Origin of the sequence: Streptomyces blastmyceticus (genome assembly GCF_039521185.1) — a bacterium.
Lineage (GTDB): Bacteria > Actinomycetota > Actinomycetes > Streptomycetales > Streptomycetaceae > Streptomyces > Streptomyces blastmyceticus.
This window is the reverse complement of record NZ_BAAABW010000039.1, coordinates 101,329-122,118: the sequence shown is the minus strand read 5'-3', so window position 1 is coordinate 122,118 and position 20,790 is coordinate 101,329. Positions and strand designations below refer to the sequence as shown.

General features: G+C 70.4%; 13 protein-coding genes and 1 pseudogene. 10 read left to right on the top strand and 4 right to left on the bottom strand.

Annotation, left to right across the window (positions count from 1 at the left end; genetic code table 11):
- Positions 1-10 precede the first annotated feature (10 nt).
- Positions 11-2,287: pseudogene (locus ABD269_RS32625) on the bottom strand (glycoside hydrolase family 31 protein); the annotation flags it as partial.
- A gap of 185 nt (positions 2,288-2,472) precedes the next feature.
- Here ABD269_RS32625 and ABD269_RS32620 point away from each other — a divergent pair.
- Positions 2,473-3,234 carry an SDR family oxidoreductase gene (locus ABD269_RS32620; protein ID WP_301888628.1) on the top strand — a complete coding sequence of 254 codons (762 nt, stop codon included), beginning with the start codon at positions 2,473-2,475 and terminating at the stop codon, positions 3,232-3,234.
- 45 nt (positions 3,235-3,279) lie between these two features.
- Here the strand turns inward: ABD269_RS32620 and metH are convergent, their stop codons facing one another.
- On the bottom strand, positions 3,280-6,786 hold the full coding sequence (gene metH, locus ABD269_RS32615; protein WP_344123817.1) for a methionine synthase: 3,507 nt from the start codon (positions 6,784-6,786) through the stop codon (positions 3,280-3,282).
- A gap of 249 nt (positions 6,787-7,035) precedes the next feature.
- Here metH and ABD269_RS32610 point away from each other — a divergent pair, with 249 nt between their 5' ends.
- The 9 genes from ABD269_RS32610 (at position 7,036) to ABD269_RS32570 (ending at position 19,033) form a co-directional block, all read left to right on the top strand.
- The gene (locus ABD269_RS32610; RefSeq protein ID WP_344123815.1) at positions 7,036-7,800 is read left to right on the top strand and encodes an IclR family transcriptional regulator; all 765 of its coding nucleotides are present in this window, start codon (positions 7,036-7,038) and stop codon (positions 7,798-7,800) included.
- A 290-nt stretch (positions 7,801-8,090) separates the two neighbouring features.
- A complete protein-coding gene (locus tag ABD269_RS32605) occupies positions 8,091-8,873 on the top strand; it encodes an MIP/aquaporin family protein (protein WP_301888632.1) in 783 nt (260 codons plus the stop codon).
- Between the two features lie 41 nt (positions 8,874-8,914).
- Complete coding sequence (gene glpK, locus ABD269_RS32600; RefSeq protein WP_344123812.1) at positions 8,915-10,447, top strand: glycerol kinase GlpK; 1,533 nt, start codon at positions 8,915-8,917, stop codon at positions 10,445-10,447.
- Between the two features lie 2 nt (positions 10,448-10,449).
- A complete protein-coding gene (locus ABD269_RS32595) occupies positions 10,450-12,057 on the top strand; it encodes a glycerol-3-phosphate dehydrogenase/oxidase (RefSeq protein WP_116210892.1) in 1,608 nt (535 codons plus the stop codon).
- Between the two features lie 133 nt (positions 12,058-12,190).
- Positions 12,191-13,255, top strand: a complete 1,065-nt coding sequence (locus ABD269_RS32590) for a glycoside hydrolase family 18 protein (RefSeq protein WP_344123810.1) — start codon at positions 12,191-12,193, stop codon at positions 13,253-13,255.
- Positions 13,256-13,465: 210 nt separating this feature from the next.
- Positions 13,466-14,476: a PAC2 family protein gene (locus tag ABD269_RS32585; RefSeq protein ID WP_301888635.1), complete on the top strand. Its 1,011-nt coding sequence runs from the start codon at positions 13,466-13,468 to the stop codon at positions 14,474-14,476.
- Positions 14,477-14,639: 163 nt separating this feature from the next.
- Complete coding sequence (locus ABD269_RS32580; protein WP_344123807.1) at positions 14,640-15,341, top strand: HAD family hydrolase; 702 nt, start codon at positions 14,640-14,642, stop codon at positions 15,339-15,341.
- A gap of 424 nt (positions 15,342-15,765) precedes the next feature.
- Positions 15,766-17,364: an ABC transporter substrate-binding protein gene (locus tag ABD269_RS32575; protein ID WP_344123805.1), complete on the top strand. Its 1,599-nt coding sequence runs from the start codon at positions 15,766-15,768 to the stop codon at positions 17,362-17,364.
- Positions 17,365-17,437: 73 nt separating this feature from the next.
- Positions 17,438-19,033: an ABC transporter substrate-binding protein gene (locus tag ABD269_RS32570; protein ID WP_301888637.1), complete on the top strand. Its 1,596-nt coding sequence runs from the start codon at positions 17,438-17,440 to the stop codon at positions 19,031-19,033.
- 71 nt (positions 19,034-19,104) lie between these two features.
- Here ABD269_RS32570 and ABD269_RS32565 read toward each other — a convergent pair whose 3' ends face one another.
- Together ABD269_RS32565 and ABD269_RS32560 are read right to left on the bottom strand one after the other, a co-directional pair.
- The gene (locus ABD269_RS32565) at positions 19,105-19,776 is read right to left on the bottom strand and encodes a response regulator (RefSeq protein ID WP_301888638.1); all 672 of its coding nucleotides are present in this window, start codon (positions 19,774-19,776) and stop codon (positions 19,105-19,107) included.
- A 13-nt stretch (positions 19,777-19,789) separates the two neighbouring features.
- Positions 19,790-20,770, bottom strand: a complete 981-nt coding sequence (locus tag ABD269_RS32560; protein WP_344123801.1) for a RecB family exonuclease — start codon at positions 20,768-20,770, stop codon at positions 19,790-19,792.
- Positions 20,771-20,790: the final 20 nt, after the last annotated feature.

Here is a 20,790-nt window from a genome sequence, read left to right as displayed (position 1 = left end):
TTCAGTTCCGCCCGGCCGCGCCCGCTCCCCGCAGCGCGACCGTGAAGCCCCGGTCCGTCGGCAGGGCGCCCGTCGTCACATGCACGACGCCGCCGCGGTCGGACGCGTCGTACCACCAGCCCTCGCCCCGGCCCGCCCCCGACAGGCGCGGCAGTGTCCGCCCGTCCAGAGCCACCGACTTCGGCGCCGCACCGCTGTGGACCGTGAAGTCGTACGGCCGCGCCGTCTGCTTGCCGCGGAAGTCGCCCTTGGACGCGCCGAGGTCCAGCGTGATGTCGCCCCGCCCCTCGCGCGGCGCGCGGACCGTCAGCTTCTGCTGGGCGTACGCGCCCGTGCGGTGGGCCCGGGTGACGCCGTCGTCCTCGTAGAGGGTGAAGGAGGAGGTGCCCTTGGGGTAGACGTCCCAGGCGAGCGGGGACGACGCCGTGCGGTCCTCGTACGAGCGGATCCCGGGCCACATCGGGATGTTCGCGCCCGCCTTCACGAACAGCGGCAGGGTGTCGAGCGGCGCGCGATAGCCGTCCAGGGTGCGCGGGCCCTCGTAGGTGCGGCCCGTCCAGTAGTCGGTCCAGGTGCCCTTCGGAAGATAGATGCCGTTGCGGACCTCGGAGTCCTCGTAGACCGGCGCCACCAGGAAGGACTCACCCGACAGGAACTCGTACTTGGCGGCGTCCGAGGCGGCCTCGGGATCGTCCGGGTACTCCAGCGCCAGCGGTCGCACCGGACCGACGCCCGTGCGGGTCGCCTCCGCCGCGTAGGAGTACATATAGGGCAGCAACGACTCCTTGAGCTTGAGGTACTTGCGGTTGACGGACGTGTACGGATCTCCGTAGCGATAGGGCTGCTTGTCGCTCGGCGCCCAGCCGTCCATCGTCATCACGGCCGGCAGGAAGGCCTTCCACTGGAGGTCGCGGACGTACGTCTTGGGGCTGCCGCCGAAGATGCCGTCCACGTCGCCCGTGGTGTACGCGAGCCCCGACATCGTCGCGCCCGCGTACGTGGGGATCTGCCAGCGGATGTACTCCCACGAGCCCTTCTGGTCGCCGGACCACTGCACCCCGCAGCGCTGCGCGCCCGACCAGCTCTCCGGCGCCCAGGTGAAGCCCCGGGCGTCGCTGTTGTCCTCGATGCCCTTGTAGGCGTCCTTGCAGCCGTCGAGGGCGAACTTGTAGCCGTCGCCGACCCAGGCGACGTCGAGCTTGGCGACCCGCTGGCCCGCCTTGACCTGGTCGGCGAGTTTCGCCAGGCCGTCCTGGGTCCACAGGCCCATCTTCATCTTGTGGTCGCCGAGGCCCTTGTTCACGTCCGGCAGGTTCTCGTAGCCGCAGCCGTAGCCGTCGTTGACGAGCATCCAGCCGCCCGGCATGTCGTTCGCGGTGTAGCCGTCGGCCACCTTCAGGGCGTCCAGGGTGTGCCGTTCACCGCGGTTGGCGTTGTGCAGATAGCAGTCGGAGTCGCCGATCTCCAGCCCGTACACCGGCGGCAGGAAGGGGCGGCCGGTCAGCTGCGTGTACTGCCCGATGACGTCCTTGGCTGTGGGCCCCGCGAAGTAGTACGCGTCGAAGCGCCGTTCCTTCTCCGTGGTCGTCACGGGGTCGCCGAAGGCGTACGTGCCGGGGGCGTAGGTGTTGCGGAAGACGCCGTAGCCGGCCGAGGAGAGGTAGTACGGCACCGAATTGGGGTGTCCGCCGTCGTCCCAGTTGTAGTCGACGCCCACCTCCACGGTCTTCCCGCGGTGCGAGGTGTTGCCGCGGCCGTTCTGCATCCCGGCGCCGTAGAACTGCTCGTTCGCGCCGCGGGCGAGCGTCTGGGCCGTGCTGTCCTTGTCCCAGCTCAGACCCTTGGCCTCGGACCAGACGCGGGTGCCGTCCGCGCGGTACAGCGCGAAGCGCAGCGGCGACTTGTACGCGCGCAGGGTGACGGCCGTCGTGGACAGCTCGTAGCGGTCGCCCCTGTCCTTCCAGCGGGTCCGGGGCGGGGGACCCTGCGGCAGGACGACGTCCTTGCCGGTGGGGTCGGTGAAGGTGCCGTCGGGGGCGAGTTCGATCCTGAACGTCCTGTCGGAGACGAAGGTGACGCGCACCCGCGCCGCACCGGCGGCCAGCCGGTACGCGGGGCCGTCGGCCGCGAAGCCGGTGACGTCGCCGACGGTCGTCCGGTCCGCCGCGGCGTGATCCGCGCCCGCGGCCGGGTCGCCGTGCGCGCTGCCCACGGGCCCGGCGAGCGCGGCCGCGAGCCCGAGGAGGGCGGCGGCGACGGCCACTCTCAGTCGTGTCGGTGTTCTCATGCCCGCGTGCTTAGCGACGCTGACGCGTACATGGCCATGGATTCTCGGCGCGGGTGCGTGGACTTCTGCCGGCCCGCGTCCGCGCAGGCCCGCCGCGCCAGAAATCGCGCATCGCCGGGACAGGACCGAAGATGGTCTGGGGGTCCTGCCGGGTCGCGTACCCGCGAGAGCGCTAGGAGAGCCCTGTGGCCGGTGTCCTGGACGGGAAGGTCGCCCTTGTGACCGGTGGTTCGGCGAACCTGGGCAAGGGCTTCGCCACCGCGCTGGCGCGGGACGGCGCCCATGTGATGGTGCACTACAACAGCGACGGCAAGCGCGACCAGGCCGAGCAGGTCGCGAAGGAGCTGGCCGGTCTGGGAGTGCGGGCCGTGACACGGCAGGCGGACCTGACCCGGGTCGACGAGGTGACCGGGCTGGTCGACGCGACGCTCGCGGAGTTCGGGCAGTGGGACATCCTGGTCAACACCGCGGGGATGATCGTCCGCAAGCCCATCGCGGAGTTCACCGAGGACGAATGGGACCGGATGTTCGCGATCAACGCGAAGATCCCGTTCTTCCTCATGCGGGAAGCCGCCACGAAGATGGCAGACAACGGCCGCATCCTCAACCTGATCACGACGATCGTGGCCGTCACGGCTCCCACCTACGGCGGCTACGCGGGCAGCAAGAGCCCGGTGGAGCACTACACGAAGTCGTTCGCCAAGGAGATCGGCGGGCGGGGCATCACCGTCAACTGCGTCGCCCCCGGGCCGCTGAAGACCAGCTTCTTCTATCCGGCCGAGACCGACGAGAACATCGCCTGGCTCAAGAGCATGAGCGTCAACGGCGACATCGGTGATCCGGCCGATGTCGTGCCGGTCGTGCGGTTCCTGGCCTCGCCCGAGGCCAAGTGGATCACCGCACAGACCGTCTTCGTCAACGGGGGACTGGTGGGGACCGCGAGCTGACCTGCGATCAGTCGCGCACGGTCCCCACGGCACCATGCTGACGCGCTACCGCGCGTTGAAGTACTTCGCCTCCGGGTGGTGGATGACGATCGCGTCCGTCGACTGCTCCGGGTGCAGCTGGAATTCCTCCGAGAGGTGGACGCCGATGCGCTCCGGCTCCAGGAGGGCGGCGATCTTCGCGCGGTCCTCCAGGTCGGGGCAGGCGCCGTAGCCCAGGGAGAATCGGGCGCCGCGGTACTGGAGGTCGAACATGCCCTCCACGTTCGCGGGGTCCTCGGCCGCGAAGCCGAGTTCGCCGCGGACGCGCGCGTGCCAGTACTCGGCGAGGGCCTCGGCCAGCTGGACGGACAGGCCGTGCAGTTCGAGGTAGTCGCGGTAGGAGTCGGCGGCGAAGAGCTCCGCCGTCGCCTCGCCGATGCGGGAGCCGACCGTGACGACCTGGAGGCCCACGACGTCCGTCTCGCCGGACTCCTCCGGGCGGAAGAAGTCCGCGAGGCACAGCCGGCGGCCGCGCCGCTGGCGCGGGAAGGTGAAGCGGGTGCGCTCGGTGCCGTCCTCGTGGAGCAGGATCAGGTCGTCGCCCTTGGAGACGCAGGGGAAGTAGCCGTAGACGACGGCCGCTTCGAGCAGATTCTCCGTGTGGAGCTTCTCCAGCCAGCCGCGCAGCCGCGGCCGGCCCTCGGTCTCGACGAGCTCCTCGTACGTCGGGCCGCCCGCGCGGGCCTGCTTGAGCCCCCACTGGCCCTTGAAGAGCGCGCCCTCGTCGAGCCAGGAGGCGTAGTCCTTCAGGCCGATGCCCTTGATGACCCGGGTGCCCCAGAACGGCGGTGCGGGCACGGGGTTGTCGGTGGAGACATCGGACCGTACGGCGCCTTCCGGCTCCGGGGCGGCCGCCACCGCGGCCTCCCGCTTGGGCACCCGCCGCTGCTTGAGCTCCGGCAGCGCCGCCCCCGGCACCCCGCGCTTGACCGCGATCAGCGCGTCCATCAGCCGCAGGCCCTCGAAGGCGTCACGGGCGTAGCGGACCTCGCCCTCGTAGATCTCGTGCAGGTCCTGCTCGACGTACGCGCGGGTGAGCGCCGCGCCGCCGAGGATCACCGGGTAGTCGGCCGCCAGCTTGCGCTGGTTCAGCTCCTCCAGGTTCTCCTTCATGATCACGGTGGATTTCACCAGGAGCCCGGACATGCCGATCACATCGGCCCGGTGCTCCTCGGCGGCCTCCAGGATCGCCGAGACGGGCTGCTTGATACCGAGGTTGACGACGTTGTAGCCGTTGTTGGAGAGGATGATGTCGACGAGGTTCTTGCCGATGTCGTGGACGTCGCCGCGGACGGTGGCCAGCACGATCGTGCCCTTGCCCTCGGCGTCGCTCTTCTCCATGTGCGGTTCGAGGTGCGCGACGGCCGACTTCATCACCTCGGCCGACTGGAGGACGAACGGCAGCTGCATCTGGCCCGAGCCGAACAGCTCGCCGACCACCTTCATGCCTTCGAGCAGGGTGTCGTTGACGATGTCGAGGGCGGGGCGGTCGCGCAGCGCCTCGTCCAGGTCGGCCTCCAGGCCGTTCTTCTCGCCGTCGATGATGCGGCGCTGGAGCCGCTCGTCCAAGGGCAGCGCGAGGAGCTCCTCGGCCTTGCCCGCCTTCATGGACTTCATGTTGACGCCCTCGAAGAGCTCCATGAGCTTCTGCAAGGGGTCGTAACCCTCGGCACGCCGGTCGTAGACGAGGTCGAGGGCGGTCTTGACCTGCTCCTCGTCGAGGCGCGCGATCGGCAGGATCTTGCTGGCGTGCACGATCGCCGAGTCCAGCCCGGCCTTGACGCACTCGTCGAGGAAGACGGAGTTCAGCACGACGCGGGCGGCCGGGTTGAGGCCGAAGGAGATGTTGGAGAGACCCAGTGTGGTCTGTACGTCCGGGTGGCGGCGCTTGAGCTCGCGGATCGCCTCGATGGTGGCGATGCCGTCCCCCCGGGACTCCTCCTGACCGGTGCAGATGGTGAAGGTCAGGGTGTCGATGAGGATGTCGCCCTCATGGATGCCCCAGTTGCCCGTCAGGTCCTCGATGAGCCGCTCGGCGATGGCGACCTTGTTCTCGACCGTGCGGGCCTGGCCCTCCTCGTCGATGGTGAGCGCGATCAGCGCGGCGCCGTGCTCGGCCGCCAGCCGGGTCACCTTCGCGAAGCGGGAGTCGGGGCCGTCGCCGTCCTCGTAGTTGACGGAGTTGATGACGGCGCGCCCGCCGAGCTTCTCGAGACCGGCGCGCAGCACGTCGACCTCGGTGGAGTCCAGCACGATCGGGAGGGTGGAGGCGGTGGCGAACCGGCCCGCGAGCTCCTCCATGTCGGCGACGCCGTCCCGGCCGACGTAGTCGACGCACAGGTCGAGCATGTGCGCGCCCTCGCGGATCTGGTCGCGGGCCATCTCCACGCAGTCGTCCCAGCGGCCCGCCAGCATGGCCTCGCGGAACTTCTTCGAGCCGTTGGCGTTGGTCCGCTCGCCGATGGCCAGGAACGAGGTGTCCTGCCGGAAGGGCACGGTCTGGTAGAGCGAGGCGGCACCGGGCTCGGGGCGCGGGCTGCGCGCGGTGGGCGCCATGCCGCGGACGCGTTCCACGACCTGGCGCAGGTGCTCGGGCGTCGTGCCGCAGCAGCCGCCGATCAGCGAAAGGCCGTACTCCCGGACGAACGTCTCGTGGGCGTCCGCCAGCTCGGCGGGGGTCAGCGGGTAGTGCGCGCCGTTCTTGCCCAGGACCGGCAGGCCGGCGTTGGGCATCGCGGAGACGCGGGTCCTGGCGTGCCGGGAGAGATAGCGCAGGTGCTCGCTCATCTCGGCGGGTCCTGTGGCGCAGTTCAGGCCGATCATGTCGATGCCCAGCGGCTCCAGGGCGGTGAGCGCGGCGCCGATCTCCGAGCCGAGGAGCATGGTGCCGGTGGTCTCGACGGTGACCTGGACCAGCAGCGGCAGGTCGGCCCCGGCGGCCTCCATGGCGCGGCGGGCGCCGACCACGGAGGCCTTGGTCTGGAGCAGGTCCTGGGTGGTCTCCACCAGGATGGCGTCGGCGCCGCCGGCGACGAGGCCCTCGACGTTCTGCTGGTAGGCGTCGCGGAGTTTGCCGTACGGGGCGTGGCCCAGGGTCGGCAGCTTGGTGCCGGGGCCGACCGAGCCGAGCACCCAGCGGGTCCGGCCGTCGCGGGCGGTGAAGTCGTCGGCGACCTCGCGGGCGATGCGCGCGCCCGCCTCGGAGAGTTCGAGGATGCGGTCGGCGACGTCGTACTCCCCGAGGGCGGCGAGGTTCGCGCCGAAGGTGTTGGTCTCCACGCAGTCGACGCCGACGGCGAAGTACTCCTCGTGGACGGAAGCCACGATGTCCGGGCGGGTGACGTTGAGGATCTCGTTGCAGCCTTCGAGCTGCTGGAAGTCGTCCAGCGTGGGGTCCTGCGCCTGGAGCATGGTGCCCATGGCTCCGTCGGCCACCACGACCCGGGAGGCGAGGGCCTCCCGGAGTTCGGAGGCTCGGGCGGTGCTTGCGGTCGATGGCGTGAACGAGGCCATGGAAGTGCTCCCGGGGTTGCGACGGCTGTCGGCTTTACGCCTTCCGGCAGAAGGCGCACGCCGTCAGCGTAGCCGCCGACTCGGCCGAAGGGAGGGGCGTCCCACCGCTTGATACGGGGACGACCACGGCCTGACCAGGGCATGCTTGCCCCTCGGCGATCATCGGACGAGCCGCTGCCAGCTACCTCTCGGTCGGCATCGGCCGATAGTGTTCAGCATTGCCGAACGGCATGTGGAGGAGGTTGCGCGATGGCACGGACCATCCAGTCGCTGGAACGAGCGGCGGCGATGCTACGGCTGCTCGCGGGGGGCGAGCGACGGCTGGGGCTTTCGGATGTGGCCTCCGCGCTGGGGCTCGCGAAGGGGACCGCGCACGGCATTCTGCGGACGCTCCAGCAGGAGGGCTTCGTGGAGCAGGACCCCGCGTCCGGGCGCTATCAGCTCGGCGCGGAGCTGCTGCGGCTGGGCAACAGCTATCTGGATGTGCACGAACTGCGGGCCCGGGCACTGGTCTGGGCGGACGACCTGGCGCGCTCCAGCGGCGAGAGCGTCTATCTGGGCGTGCTCCACCAGCAGGGCGTGCTGATCATCCATCACGTCTTCCGGCCCGACGACAGCAGACAGGTGCTGGAGGTCGGCGCGATGCAGCCGCTGCACAGCACCGCGCTGGGCAAGGTGCTCTCCGCCTACGACCCGGTGGCGCACAGTGAGGCGACGGAGTCGGACCGTGAGGCGTTCACCCCGCACACCGTGACCGGACTGGCCGATTTCGAGAGTGTGCTCGACCTCACCCGGGCCCGAGGATGGGCCTCGGACGTCGAGGAGACCTGGGCGGGTGTGGCGTCGGTCGCCGCCCCCATCCACGACCGGCGCCGGATGCCGGTGGGCGCGGTGGGCATCACCGGTGCCGTGGAGCGGGTCTGCGAGGACGGCGAGCTCAGGGCGCAGCTGGTCGCGGCCGTACGGGACTGCGCTCGCGCGGTCTCCCGTGACCTGGGTGCCGGGCGCTTCTAGCCCGGCGGACGGGGGTGGATCACGGCCTTAGGTCGCGGTTCGGTTACCGGCGGGTATCGATCGAATGTTTTCGGCCTGTTGGCCGGGACTTTTCGGTCACGAAACCCTTGACGCGCCCTTGACCGTGCAGAAAACTGCCGTTCATCGGTCGGCATTGTCGAACACCTAACGACAATATTCGCTATGGTGGGCTCTGCCGCGGGACCGATCACCGCCCTCTCGGAGGGCGCGGACCACCGGAGGGACCCGGGGTTCGCCTTTCCCCTGGACCAAGGACAAAGGAGTCGCGGGTGTCCAGCTCCGACATCTTCGCCGGCGAGACCATCGGTACCGCCGTGCTCATCCTGCTGGGCGGTGGCGTCTGCGCCGCCGTCACTCTGAAGCGCTCCAAGGCGCTCGACGCGGGCTGGCTCGCCATCACGTTCGGCTGGGGCTTCGCGGTCCTGACGGGTGCGTACATCGCCCACCCGTCCGGCGCGCACCTCAACCCCGCCGTGACGATCGGCCTCGCCATGGACGGCGTGACCAAGTGGAGCGACGTGCCGCTCTACATCGGCTCCCAGATGCTCGGCGCGGTGATCGGCGCCACGCTGGTGTGGGTCGCGTACTACGGTCAGTTCCGGGCCCACCTCACGGACCCGGAGATCGTCGCCGAGACCACGGGCCACGAGGGGATAGTGGACAAGTCCGCCTCGCCCCAGGCCGGTCCGGTGCTCGGTGTCTTCTCGACGGGCCCCGAGGTCCGCAACGTCGTGCAGAACCTCGCCACCGAGATCATCGCCACCGCGGTGCTCGTGCTCGCGATCCTCACCCAGGGCCTCACCAAGGGTCTGGCCGTCAGCGGCACCGGCGTGCTGATGACCGCCTTCGTCGTCGTGGGTATCGGCCTCTCGCTCGGCGGCCCGACGGGTTACGCGATCAACCCGGCCCGTGACCTCGGTCCGCGTATCGTGCACGCGCTGCTGCCGCTGCCGAACAAGGGCGGCTCCGACTGGGGCTACGCCTGGATCCCGGTGGTCGGCCCGCTCGTCGGTGCCGCGCTCGCCGCAGGCATCCACAAGCTCGCGTTCTGAGCACCCGCCGAGACCTTCAGACTTCCAGGAGCACACCAGACATGACCACCACCGGCACCCACGGCCAGGGCCCGTTCATCGCGGCGATCGACCAGGGCACCACCTCCTCCCGCTGCATCGTCTTCGACCGCGACGGACGCATCGTCTCCGTCGACCAGAAGGAGCACGAGCAGATCTTCCCGAAGCCGGGCTGGGTCGAGCACGACGCCACCGAGATCTGGACCAACGTCCAGCAGGTCGTGGCCGGCGCCGTCGAGAAGGCGGGCATCACCGCCGCCGACGTCAAGGCGATCGGCATCACCAACCAGCGTGAGACCACGCTGATGTGGGACAAGAACACCGGCGAGCCCGTCCACAACGCCATCGTCTGGCAGGACACCCGCACCGACGCCCTCTGCAAGGAGCTCGGCCGCAACGTCGGCCAGGACCGCTTCCGCCGCGAGACGGGCCTCCCGCTGGCCTCCTACTTCTCCGGCCCCAAGGTCCGCTGGCTGCTGGACAACGTCGAGGGCCTGCGCGAGCGCGCCGAGCGCGGCGACATCCTCTTCGGCACCATGGACTCCTGGGTCATCTGGAACCTCACCGGCGGTGTCGACGGCGGTGTCCACGTCACGGACGTCACCAACGCCTCCCGCACGATGCTGATGAACCTGCGCACCCTGGCCTGGGACGAGCGCATCCTCTCCTCCATCGAGATCCCGGCCGCCGTGCTGCCGGAGATCCGCTCCTCCGCCGAGGTCTACGGCCACGCCAAGGGCGGCGCCCTCGCCGGCGTCCCCGTCGCCTCCGCACTCGGCGACCAGCAGGCGGCCCTCTTCGGCCAGACCTGCTTCGAGCAGGGCGAGGCCAAGTCCACCTACGGCACCGGCACCTTCATGCTGATGAACACCGGTGACGAGCCCGTCCAGTCGTACAACGGCCTGCTGACCACCGTCGGCTACCGCATCGGCGAGCAGAAGCCCGTCTACGCCCTCGAGGGCTCCATCGCCGTCACCGGCTCCCTCGTGCAGTGGATGCGCGACCAGATGGGCCTGATCAAGAGCGCGGCCGAGATCGAGACGCTCGCCAGCTCCGTCGAGGACAACGGCGGCGCCTACTTCGTGCCGGCCTTCTCCGGCCTGTTCGCCCCCTACTGGCGCTCCGACGCGCGCGGTGTCATCGCGGGCCTGACCCGCTACGTCACCAAGGCGCACATCGCCCGCGCCGTGCTCGAGGCCACCGCCTGGCAGACCCGCGAGATCACCGACGCCATGACGAAGGACTCCGGCGTCGAGCTCACCGCGCTCAAGGTCGACGGCGGCATGACCTCCAACAACTTGCTGATGCAGACGCTCTCGGACTTCCTGGACGCCCCTGTGGTGCGCCCGATGGTCGCCGAGACCACCTGCCTCGGCGCCGCCTACGCCGCCGGCCTGGCCGTCGGCTTCTGGCCGGACACCGACGCCCTGCGCGCCAACTGGCGCCGGGCCGCCGAGTGGACCCCCCGCATGGACGCGGACACGCGTGACCGCGAGTACAAGAACTGGCTCAAGGCCGTCGAGCGGACCATGGGCTGGATCGAGGACGAGGAGTAATCATGACAACCCCGCAGAGCGTTCCGACCCTGGGAACGCACCCGGCCTCCGGTGCCAACCCGGGCCGCGCAGAGACCCGGGAACGGCTGTCCAACGCGACGTACGACCTCCTGGTGATCGGCGGCGGCATCCTGGGCACCTCGGTGGCCTGGCACGCAGCGCAGGCCGGACTGCGGGTCGCCATGGTGGACGCCGGCGACTTCGCCGGCGCCACCTCCTCCGCTTCCTCCAAGCTCGTCCACGGCGGTCTGCGCTACCTGCAGACCGGCGCGGTCAAGCTGGTCGCGGAGAACCACCACGAGCGCCGGGTGCTGGCCAAGGACGTGGCCCCGCACCTGGTCAACCCGCTGACCTTCTACCTGCCGGTCTACAAGGGCGGCCCGGTCGGCGCCGCCAAGCTCGGCGCCGGTGTCTTCGCCTACTCCGCGCTGTCCGCCTTCGGCGACGGCGTCGGCAAGGTGATCTCCCCGGCCAAGGCCAAGGCCGACAACCCCGGTCTGCGCACGGACAACCTCAAGGCCGTGGCGGTCTACTACGACCACCAGATGAACGACTCGCGCGTCGCCGTCATGACGGTCCGCGCGGCGGTCGAGTCCGGTGCCGTGGTCCTCAACCACGCCGAGGTCACCGGCCTGCGCTTCACCCACGGCAAGGTCACGGGCGCCGAGCTCAAGGACCGCCAGGACGGCACCGAGTTCGGTGTCGACGCGCGCGTCGTGCTCAACGCCACCGGCCCCTGGGTCGACCACCTCCGCAAGATGGAGGACAAGGGCGCGGACCCGTCGATCCGCCTCTCCAAGGGCGCGCACATCGTGATGAAGCGCAAGTCGCCCTGGAAGGCCGCCATGGCCACCCCGATCGACAAGTACCGCATCACCTTCGCCCTGCCGTGGGAGGACCAGCTCCTCCTCGGCACCACCGACACCCAGTACGAGGGCGACCCGGCGGACGTGCGCGCCACCGAGGCCGACATCCAGCAGATCCTGGACGAGGCGGCGTTCTCCATCCAGGACGCGGACCTCGACCGCGACCTGATGACGTACGCCTTCGCGGGCCTGCGCGTGCTGCCCGGCGGCCCCGGTGACGTCTCCCAGGCCAAGCGCGAGACCGTCGTCAGCGAGGGCAAGGGCGGCATGCTCTCCGTCGCCGGCGGCAAGTGGACCACCTACCGCCACATCGGCCGTACGGTCATGGCCAAGCTCGCCAAGCTGCCCGGCAGCCCGCTGACCGAGGACATGGAGCCCATCTCCAACCTCGTCCGCCGGACCCCGCTGCCCGGTGTCGCCAACCCCAACGCGGTCGCCCACCGACTGCTGGTGGACCGCGACCCCGGCGCCCGCATGGACCCGCTGACCGCCCGCCACCTGGCCTCGCACTACGGCTCGCTGTCCTTCGACATCGCGCGCCTGGTCAACGAGAACCCGGAGCTCGGCGAGCGCATCCACCCCGACGGCCCGGAGATCTGGGCCCAGGTCGTCTACGCCCGCGACCACGAGTGGGCCGAGACGGTGGACGACGTCCTGCGCCGCCGTACGACGCTGACGATCCGCGGCCTCGACACCGAGGACGTCCGGGCGCGCGTCAAGGGCATGCTGAACGACAAGGGCTGACGCCCACTGCCCGGTGAGGCCCGCTGAGGGGAGAGACGCCATCGGCCGTCTCTCCCCTCAGCGCTGCCCCGGCGGTGCAACTGACCCGGCGGGGACCGCGTCACTGTAGGAAAAAGGGGGGGCGATCTTCTCCATGCACCGGCCGGATGCCCGTGAACCGCTCACCGCGCTGCGCCGCCTGCGTCCCCGCAGGCGGCTGGTCGCGCGCCTGGCCGTCGTCCTGGCCCTGGTGCTCCTGGTGCCGCTCGTCCTGGCGGGGAGCGCGCTGCGGGCGGCCTATGCCGGGGCGCCCGCGGGGGACGCGGTCACCCGCGGCCGCGACGCGGTCTGGCTGGGCCACGCCTGGGTCGACGGCCGCAAGGGCGACGCGGACCTGGCCGCGCTGAAGCGCCGGATCGCGGGGACGGGCCTGCGCGACCTCTATGTGCACGCCGGGCCGCTGGAGCACGACGGCACGCTGCCCGCCTCGGCGTACCCCCGCGCCCGGTGGCTGGCCGACTCCGTGCACCGCGAGCTGCCGGGGGTGCGCGTACAGGCGTGGCTCGGCGACAAGCTGGTGCGCGCGGGCGAGGGCGGCGACGGGCTCCGGCTGGACTCGGCGCCCGCGCGCGACGCCGTGGTGGAGAGCTCCCGGCAGGTGATGCGGGCCGGATTCGACGGCGTCCACCTGGACGTCGAGCCCGTGCGCTCCGGCGACGGGTCCTTCCTCGCCCTGCTGGACGCCCTCCACCCCGCCGTCACCTCCGCGGGCGGCGTGCTCTCGGTCGCCGCGCAGCAGATCGACCCGCTGCCCTCGATGCACCGGGCCGCCCGCCTGATGGGCAGCCCCAAGTGGTGGACCCAGAAGTACTTCGGGCAGGTCGCGCGCCGCACCGACCAGATCGCGGTCATGTCGTACGACACCGCCCTGCCGGTCGAGAGCCTCTACGGCGGCTATGTGGCCCGGCAGACGGCGCTCGCCCTCCAGGCCACCCCCGCCGGGGTCGACCTGCTGATGGGCCTGCCCTTCTTCCACACCGACGAGATGGGCCACCACGGCCACGCGGAGACGGCAGCGGCCGCCGTGCGCGGCGCCCGGCTGGGCCTGACCCGCGAGGGCGGGGACCGGCAGCGGTTCGGGCTGGCGCTGTACGTGGACTTCGCGGCCACCGAGGGGGACTGGCGTGCCTACCGGCGCGACTGGGGTACGAGGGGGTGAGGAAGTGCCCGCACAGGGGCTGCGAACGGGGGGCGCGGAAGTCGTAGTCTTAGGGGTCGCACGACAGGGAAAACGCTGCGGGGGGCCGCTCCGGACGACACGGCACGCCCCTGCACGACACCGCGCGACACTGAACAACCCTGAACAACACTGCACGGAACTGCAACCGGTGGTACGGACCCGTCCGCCCCGGTCGGAAGGAGGCGCTGGGTGATCGAGCTTGAGGGGGTTCCCGAGCTGATCGACCCGGTCATGATCTGTGCCTTCGAGGGCTGGAACGACGCCGGTGACGCCGCTTCCAGCGCGGTCGCGCACCTGGACCGCGAGTGGAAGGGCGAGGTCTTCGGCGCGCTCGACGCCGAGGACTACTACGACTTCCAGGTCAACCGGCCCACGATCTGGCTGGACGGAGGGGTCCGCAAGGTCACCTGGCCGACCACCCGGCTGTCCGTGGTGCGCACGGGCGGGGCCGGCGGCAAGGGCGCCCCGCGCGACCTCGTCCTGGTGCGGGGCATCGAGCCGAGCATGCGCTGGCGCTCGTTCTGCAACGAGATCCTGGGCTTCGCCCACGAGCTGGGCGTGGAGCTCGTCGTGGTGCTGGGCTCGCTGCTCGGCGACACCCCGCACACCCGGCCGGTGCCGGTCAGCGGGGTCACCTCGGACCCGGACCTGGCGCGGACCATGGATCTGGAGGAGTCCCGCTACGAGGGCCCGACCGGGATCGTCGGCATTCTCCAGGAGGCCTGCGCGCACGCGGGCGTCCCGGCGGTGAGCCTGTGGGCGGCCGTGCCGCACTACGTCTCCCAGCCGCCGAACCCGAAGGCCACCCTGGCGCTCCTGAACCGCCTGGAGGACCTGATCGACCTGCGGATCCCGCTGGGCGACCTCCCGGAGGACGCTCGCGCCTGGCAGCTGGGCGTGGACCAGCTGGCGGCCGAGGACAGCGAGGTCGCGGAGTACGTCCAGTCGCTGGAGGAGGCGCGGGACACGGCCGACCTCCCGGAGGCGTCGGGCGAGGCGATCGCTCGTGAGTTCGAACGCTATCTGCGCCGCCGGGACGGCCAGCCGGGCGGCCTCGCGGCCGAGCCCGGGCTCGCGGACGGCTCCTACCTCCGTGACACCTCCAGCGGCCGTACGCGCCCGCCGCGGCCCCCGGCCAAGGACGGCGAGAACTCCGCCGCGGCGGAGGAGGAGCCGGAGGGGCCCGAGGGCGAGGGCTGAGGCCCGGCGCCGCGACGGCCGGTATCGGGCGGGCTCCCGGATATCGAAGCGACGCGGGAGACGGTCCGCCGTACACTTGTCGGTCCGGTGAAGGCCGGTCTCATCGCGTCCCTCACGGGTGCGGCGGGGCCGGCCTTCTCGTCCCCTCAGGAGGTGTGCCCGGATGACCAGCAGCATCCCCGCAGTCGAGACCCGTCCGGCCGCCGGATCGGCCCTGCAGGCCGTCCTCCTCGACATGGACGGCACCCTGGTCGACACCGAGGGCTTCTGGTGGGACGTCGAGGTCGCCGTCTTCGCCGAGCTCGGGCACCAGCTCCTGGAGGAGTACCGCGCGGTCGTCGTCGGCGGCCCCATGGCGCGCAGCGCCTCCTTCCTCATCCAGGCCACCGGCGCCAAGATCGCCCTGGCCGAGCTGACGGCCCTGCTCAACTCGCGCTTCTCCGAGATGATCGGGCACGGGGTGCCGCTGATGCCGGGCGCCCGCAGACTGCTCGCCGAGCTCGCCGCCCACTCCGTGCCGACCGCGCTGGTCTCCGCCTCGCACCGGCAGATCATCGACCGGGTGCTGCACACGCTGGGCGCGGAGAACTTCACGCTGACCGTCGCCGGTGACGAGATGGAGCGGACGAAGCCGCACCCCGACCCCTATCTGCTGGCGGCCGCCCGGCTCGGCGCGGACCCCGCGCGGTGCGCCGTCGTCGAGGACACCATGACGGGCGTGACGGCCGCGGAGGCGGCCGGCTGCCGGGTGGTGGCGGTGCCGTCGGTGGCCCCGATCCCGCCCGCCGCCGGGCGCATGGTCGTGGGCTCCCTGGAGGAAGTCGATCTCCGTTTTCTGCGCGGGCTGATGACAGGAAAGCACTGACGCGTGCACTGAGCGTGCCCCGGGGAATGCCGGCGGAACTCAGGGCGCCGGGGCGAATGTTTTCCGTGACGAATGCCGTGGCCGAATTCCCCTGGCCGCCGCGGAGTTCGCCGGAGTGAGTTTCGTCACCGGGTCAAGGGCCGTTGTGTGGGGTGTCGATCACTCTCCCGCACTCCGAACCGGGTTGAAGCGCACCGTTGTGTCCCGATTCATTGTCCGGTGTGCGAATCGTTCCGGCGTCCGGATATCGGTGAACTGCCGGTCGTTATCCCGGCGTGATATCGCGTCAACTTCCCCGCGTTCCGCCCGCCGGGGCCCCGCGCACTAATCTCTTCGCGAGAACTTCACGGCTGCCCATGGGCCGACGCAACCGCCGTCGGTATCGTCCCGGGAACCGATCGCATCACAGGGAGAACCCCGCACAATGAATCGCAAGACGTTGGTGCTGCCGACCGTGGCAGGCCTGCTGGCCCCCGTGCTCGTCGCCTGTGGCGGGAGTGCCGGAGCCGGAAAGGGCAACGGCGCCATCGTCATCGGCACGACCGACCGTTTCGAGGAGACGACGGACGCCCCGGCGCCCTTCGACCCGGCCGCCGCGTACGACATCAGCGCGTGGAACGTCCTGCACAGCACCTTCCAGACCCTGCTGCGCCTGCCCCGCTCCGGCGCCACCCCGGTCGGCGACGCGGCGGAGCGGTGCTCCTTCGGGGACCGCAAGAACGAGCAGTTCCGCTGCACGCTGCGCAGCGGGCTGAAATTCTCCAACGGGCACGCGCTCACCGCCGAGGACGTCAAGTTCTCCATCGAGCGCGCCCGCACCATCAACTTCGACAACGGCCCGGTGGGGCTGCTCAGCAACATCGACAAGGTCGAGACGCCGAGCGAGCTGGAGATCGTCTTCTCGCTGAAGACGCCCGACGCGACCTTCCCGCAGAAGCTCGCCACCCCGGCCGCGGCCATCGTCGACAGCGAGTCCTACTCCAAGAACGAGCTCAACAACGGCTTCAAGGTGGTCGGCTCCGGCCCGTACACCGTGAAGACCGACGAGAAGGACGGCCGGGTCGTCAAGGCCGTCTTCACCAAGAACTCCAACTACCAGGGTTCGGTGGAGCTCCAGAACGACAAGTTCGAGATGCGGTTCTACGACGACTCGAAGTCGATGGAGAAGGCGCTCAAGAGCGGCGACATCGACATCATGAACCGCACCCTCTCGCCCGAGCAGCTCGCCCGGATGGCAGGCGCCTCGGGCAACGGCGTCAAGCTGCTGGAGGCGCCCGGCCAGGAGATCAGCTTCCTCGCCTTCAACACCGAGGACCCGACGGTCAAGAACAAGGCCGTGCGCCAGGCCATGGCCCAGCTGATCGACCGCCAGGCGCTGGCCCGCGACGACTACCAGCGGACCAACGACCCGCTGTACTCGCTCGTCCCCAGCGGCATCACCGGCCATCAGAACTCCTTCTCCAACAAGTACGGGGACCCGAGCGTCGACAAGGCCCGCTCGATCCTGCGGGCCGCGAACATCACCACCCCGGTGCCGCTGACCCTCACCTACACCGAGGACCACTACGGTGAGGCCACGGGCAAGGCGTTCAAGACGCTCCAGAAGCAGCTCAACGACAGCCAGCTGTTCAGCGCCAAGATCCAGGGCGTGAAGTGGGCGGACTTCCGCCCGGAGGCCGCGAAGGGCAAGTACGCCGTCTACGGCATGGGCTGGTTCCCCGACTTCCCGGACCCGGACAACTTCGTCGCGCCGTTCTTCGGCAAGGACAACTTCCTCCGCTCCCCGTACCAGAACACCAAGATCACCAGCCAGCTGATCCCGGACTCCCGCGAGACCTCGCAGCGCGAGTCCGCGGCCAAGTTCTTCCAGCAGGCCCAGGACATCGTCGCCGACGATGTGCCGGTGCTGCCGCTGTGGCAGGGGAAGCAGTACGTGGCCGCCCGTGAGAGCGTCACGGGTGCCGAGTGGGCGCTCAACTCCGCCTCCGAGATGCAGCCCTGGGAGTTGGCCCGCGGCGTGTGAGGCAACAGGCTCGTCAGACCGGTTCTGCCGAAGATCTCTTCAGACGATCAAGGAAACTGTGAGGAACGTGCACGTGAGGAAACGTGACCAGTGGCTTGCCGCCCCGCTCGGCGCGGGGCTCGCCGCCGCCCTGCTCACCGGGTGCGGTTCGGAAGACGGCAAGGCGGGCGGCACCGGTGAGTCGGTGGTCATGGGGATGTCCGACGAAGTCGTGACCACCGACCCGGCATCCGGCTACGACCCGGGTTCCTGGCTGCTGTTCAACAACGTCTTCCAGTCGCTGCTGAGCTTCCCCAAGGGGAGCACCACCCCGCAGCCGGAAGCCGCCGACAGCTGCAAGTTCCAGGACGACACGAGCAAGACCTTCCAGTGCAAGCTGAAGGACGGTCTGAAGTTCAGCAACGGCCACGACCTCACCTCCGAGGACGTCGCCTTCTCCTTCCGCCGCACCCTGAAGATCCACGACAAGAAGGGTCCGGCGGACTCGCTGCTGTCCTCGATCCAGGACATCAAGACCCCGGACAAGTCCACGGTCGTCTTCAACCTGAACCGGTCCGACGCCACCTTCCCGCAGAAGATCGCCTCCGGTGCCGGCTCCATCGTCGACCACCAGGAATACCCGGCGGACCGGCTGCGGACCGACGGCAAGGCCGTCGGCTCGGGCGTCTACAAGCTCGACTCCTTCGACAAGAAGCAGGCCGTCTTCTCGGTCAACTCCTCGTACAAGGGCTCGGCCGGCACCGTGCAGAACCGCGGCGTCACGATGAAGTTCTTCCACGGCGACCAGGCGGAGCTGAAGACCGCCGTCCAGAAGGGCAGCATCGACCTCGCCTACCGAGGTCTGGCCATGAAGGACATCGCCGACCTGGACGCCGACGGCGGCGGCAAGCAGAAGCTCAAGGTCGTCGAGGGCACCAGTGCCGAGGTCCAGCACCTGGTCTTCAACACCAAGGACCCGGTGGTCGGCAAGCCCGGCGTCCGCAAGGCCATCGCCTACCTGATCGACCGCAGCGCGCTCGTGCGCGACGTCTACAAGCGCACGGCCGAGCCGCTGTACTCGATCGTTCCCACCGGCATCACCGGCCACAAGACCCCGTTCTTCGACACCTACGGCGACCGGCCGCAGCCCGACAAGGCCGCCGCCGCCCTCAGCGCCGCCGACATCAAGGGCAAGGTCAAGCTCACCCTCTGGGCCACGCCGATCCGCTACGGACCGGGCACCGTGCCGGAGTTCGAGGAGATCGCCAAGCAGCTCAACAAGAGCGGCCTCTTCGAGGCGGACGTGAAGAGCGTCCCGCAGGAGGAGTACGACAAGGGCATCGAGGCCGGCCAGTACGGCGTCTACGTCAAGGGCTGGGTCCCCGACTACCCGGACCCCGACAACTTCACCGCGCCGTTCTTCGGCGAGAACAACGTCCTGTCCAACAACTACGACTCCAAGGACATCAACAGCCGCATCCTGGCCACCGCCGCCGAGGGCAGCCGCACGGCGACCGTCGGGGACTTCGCCAAGGTGCAGACCGCCGTGGCCCAGGACCTGCCGATCCTGCCGCTGTGGCAGGGCAAGCAGTACGCGGTCGCGAGCGACCGGATCTCCGGCCTCCAGTGGACCCTCGACGCCTCCACCGTCTTCCGCTTCTGGGAGATCGCCAAGGCCGCCAAGGAATAACCGCCAAGGAGTAATCCGGGAGCGTCAACGAAACGCCGGACGGGCCGAACCCAGCCCGTCCGGCGTTCTGCCTACTGCGCTCCGGGGCGCACCAGACCGCTCTCGTACGCGTAGACCGCCGCCTGCACCCGGTCGCGCAGGCCCAGCTTCGTCAGCACGTGCCCCACATGCGTCTTGACCGTCGTCTCGCTGACGAACAGATCCGCCGCGATCTCCGCGTTCGACAGCCCCCGCGCCACCAGCTTGAGCACCTCGACCTCACGGTCGGTCAGCGTGTGCAGGGTGTCCGGCAGCGGCTCCTCGCCCGACGGCAGATGGCCCGCGTACTTGTCGAGCAGCCGCCGGGTGATGCTCGGCGCGAGCATCGCCTCGCCGCCCGCCACCACCCGGATCGCCTGCACCAGCTCATTGGCGGGCGCGTCCTTCAGCAGGAACCCGCTGGCCCCCGCCCGCAGCGCCTCCACCACATACTCGTCGAGGTCGAAGGTCGTCAGCACCAGCACCTTCGCCGGGCCGTTCCGCTCCGGGCCCGTGATCTGCCGGGTCGCCTCGACACCGTCCATCCGCGGCATCCGGATGTCCATCAGCACCACGTCGGGCTGCAGCGCCCGCACCTGGTCGAGAGCCTGAAGACCGTCCCCGGCCTCGCCGACGACCGCGAGGTCCGCCTCCGCCTCGAGGATCATCCGGAAGCCGGTGCGCAGCAGCGGCTGGTCATCGACCAGCAGGACGCGGATCGCCACGTGAACTCCTTCGTTAGACCGCGTCCATTCTGCCCTGAGCCGCCCCGGCGGGGGTCACCTGCCCGGCGCGCTGCGCCACGACCGGCAGCGGATACGGCGGGGGAGTGCCCCCGAACTCGGGGCAGACGGCCTGGTGATCGCACCAGCCGCACAGCTTGGTGGGCCGCGGCCGCCAGTCCCCGGTGTCCGTCGCCAGCTCGATGGCCTCCCACAGGGCGCGCAGCTTGCGCTCCACGGCCAGCAGCTCCGCCTCGGCCGGGTCGTACGTCAGGACGTCACCGCTGCCGAGGTAGACCAGCTGGAGCCGGCGCGGCATCCGGCCCCGCAGCCGCCACATCACCAGGGCGTAGAACGTCATCTGGAACAGGGCGCCGTCGCGGTACTGCGGGGCCGGGGCCTTGCCCGTCTTGTAGTCCACGATGCGGATGTCGCCGGTGGGCGCCACGTCGACCCGGTCGATGAAGCCCCGCAGCGTCAGCCCCGCGCCGTCGCCGCCCGCGCCCTCGATCACCGTCTCCACATAGAGCTCGCGGTCCGCGGGCTCCAGCCGCGTCGGGTCCTCCAGCGTGAACCAGCGCTCCACCAGCCGCTCGGCATCGGCCAGCCAGGTCGCCAGGCGGTCGCCGTCGTGCGAGCCGTCCTCCCGGCGGAACAGCTCCGCCAGCTGCGGCCGGGCCGCCAGCAGCTTCTCCCACTCGCCCGGCACCAGGCCCTTGGCCCGCGGCGCGGTGCGCTCGGCGGCCGGGGCGTCGAAGAGCCGCTCCAGCACGGAGTGCACCACCGTGCCGCGCGTCGCCGCGGCGCTCGGCTTCTCCGGCAGTTTGTCGATCACGCGGAAGCGGTAGAGCAGCGGACACTGCATGAAGTCGCCCGCGCGCGACGGCGACAGCGCGGCCGGACGCACGGCGCCGGACGGCCGCTCCGCGGCACCTTCCGGCGCCCGCGCGACCGGCCCGTCCGCACCGGCGGCGTTTTCCTCAGAGGCGATTCCCATGACAGGAACCCTACGGCCCG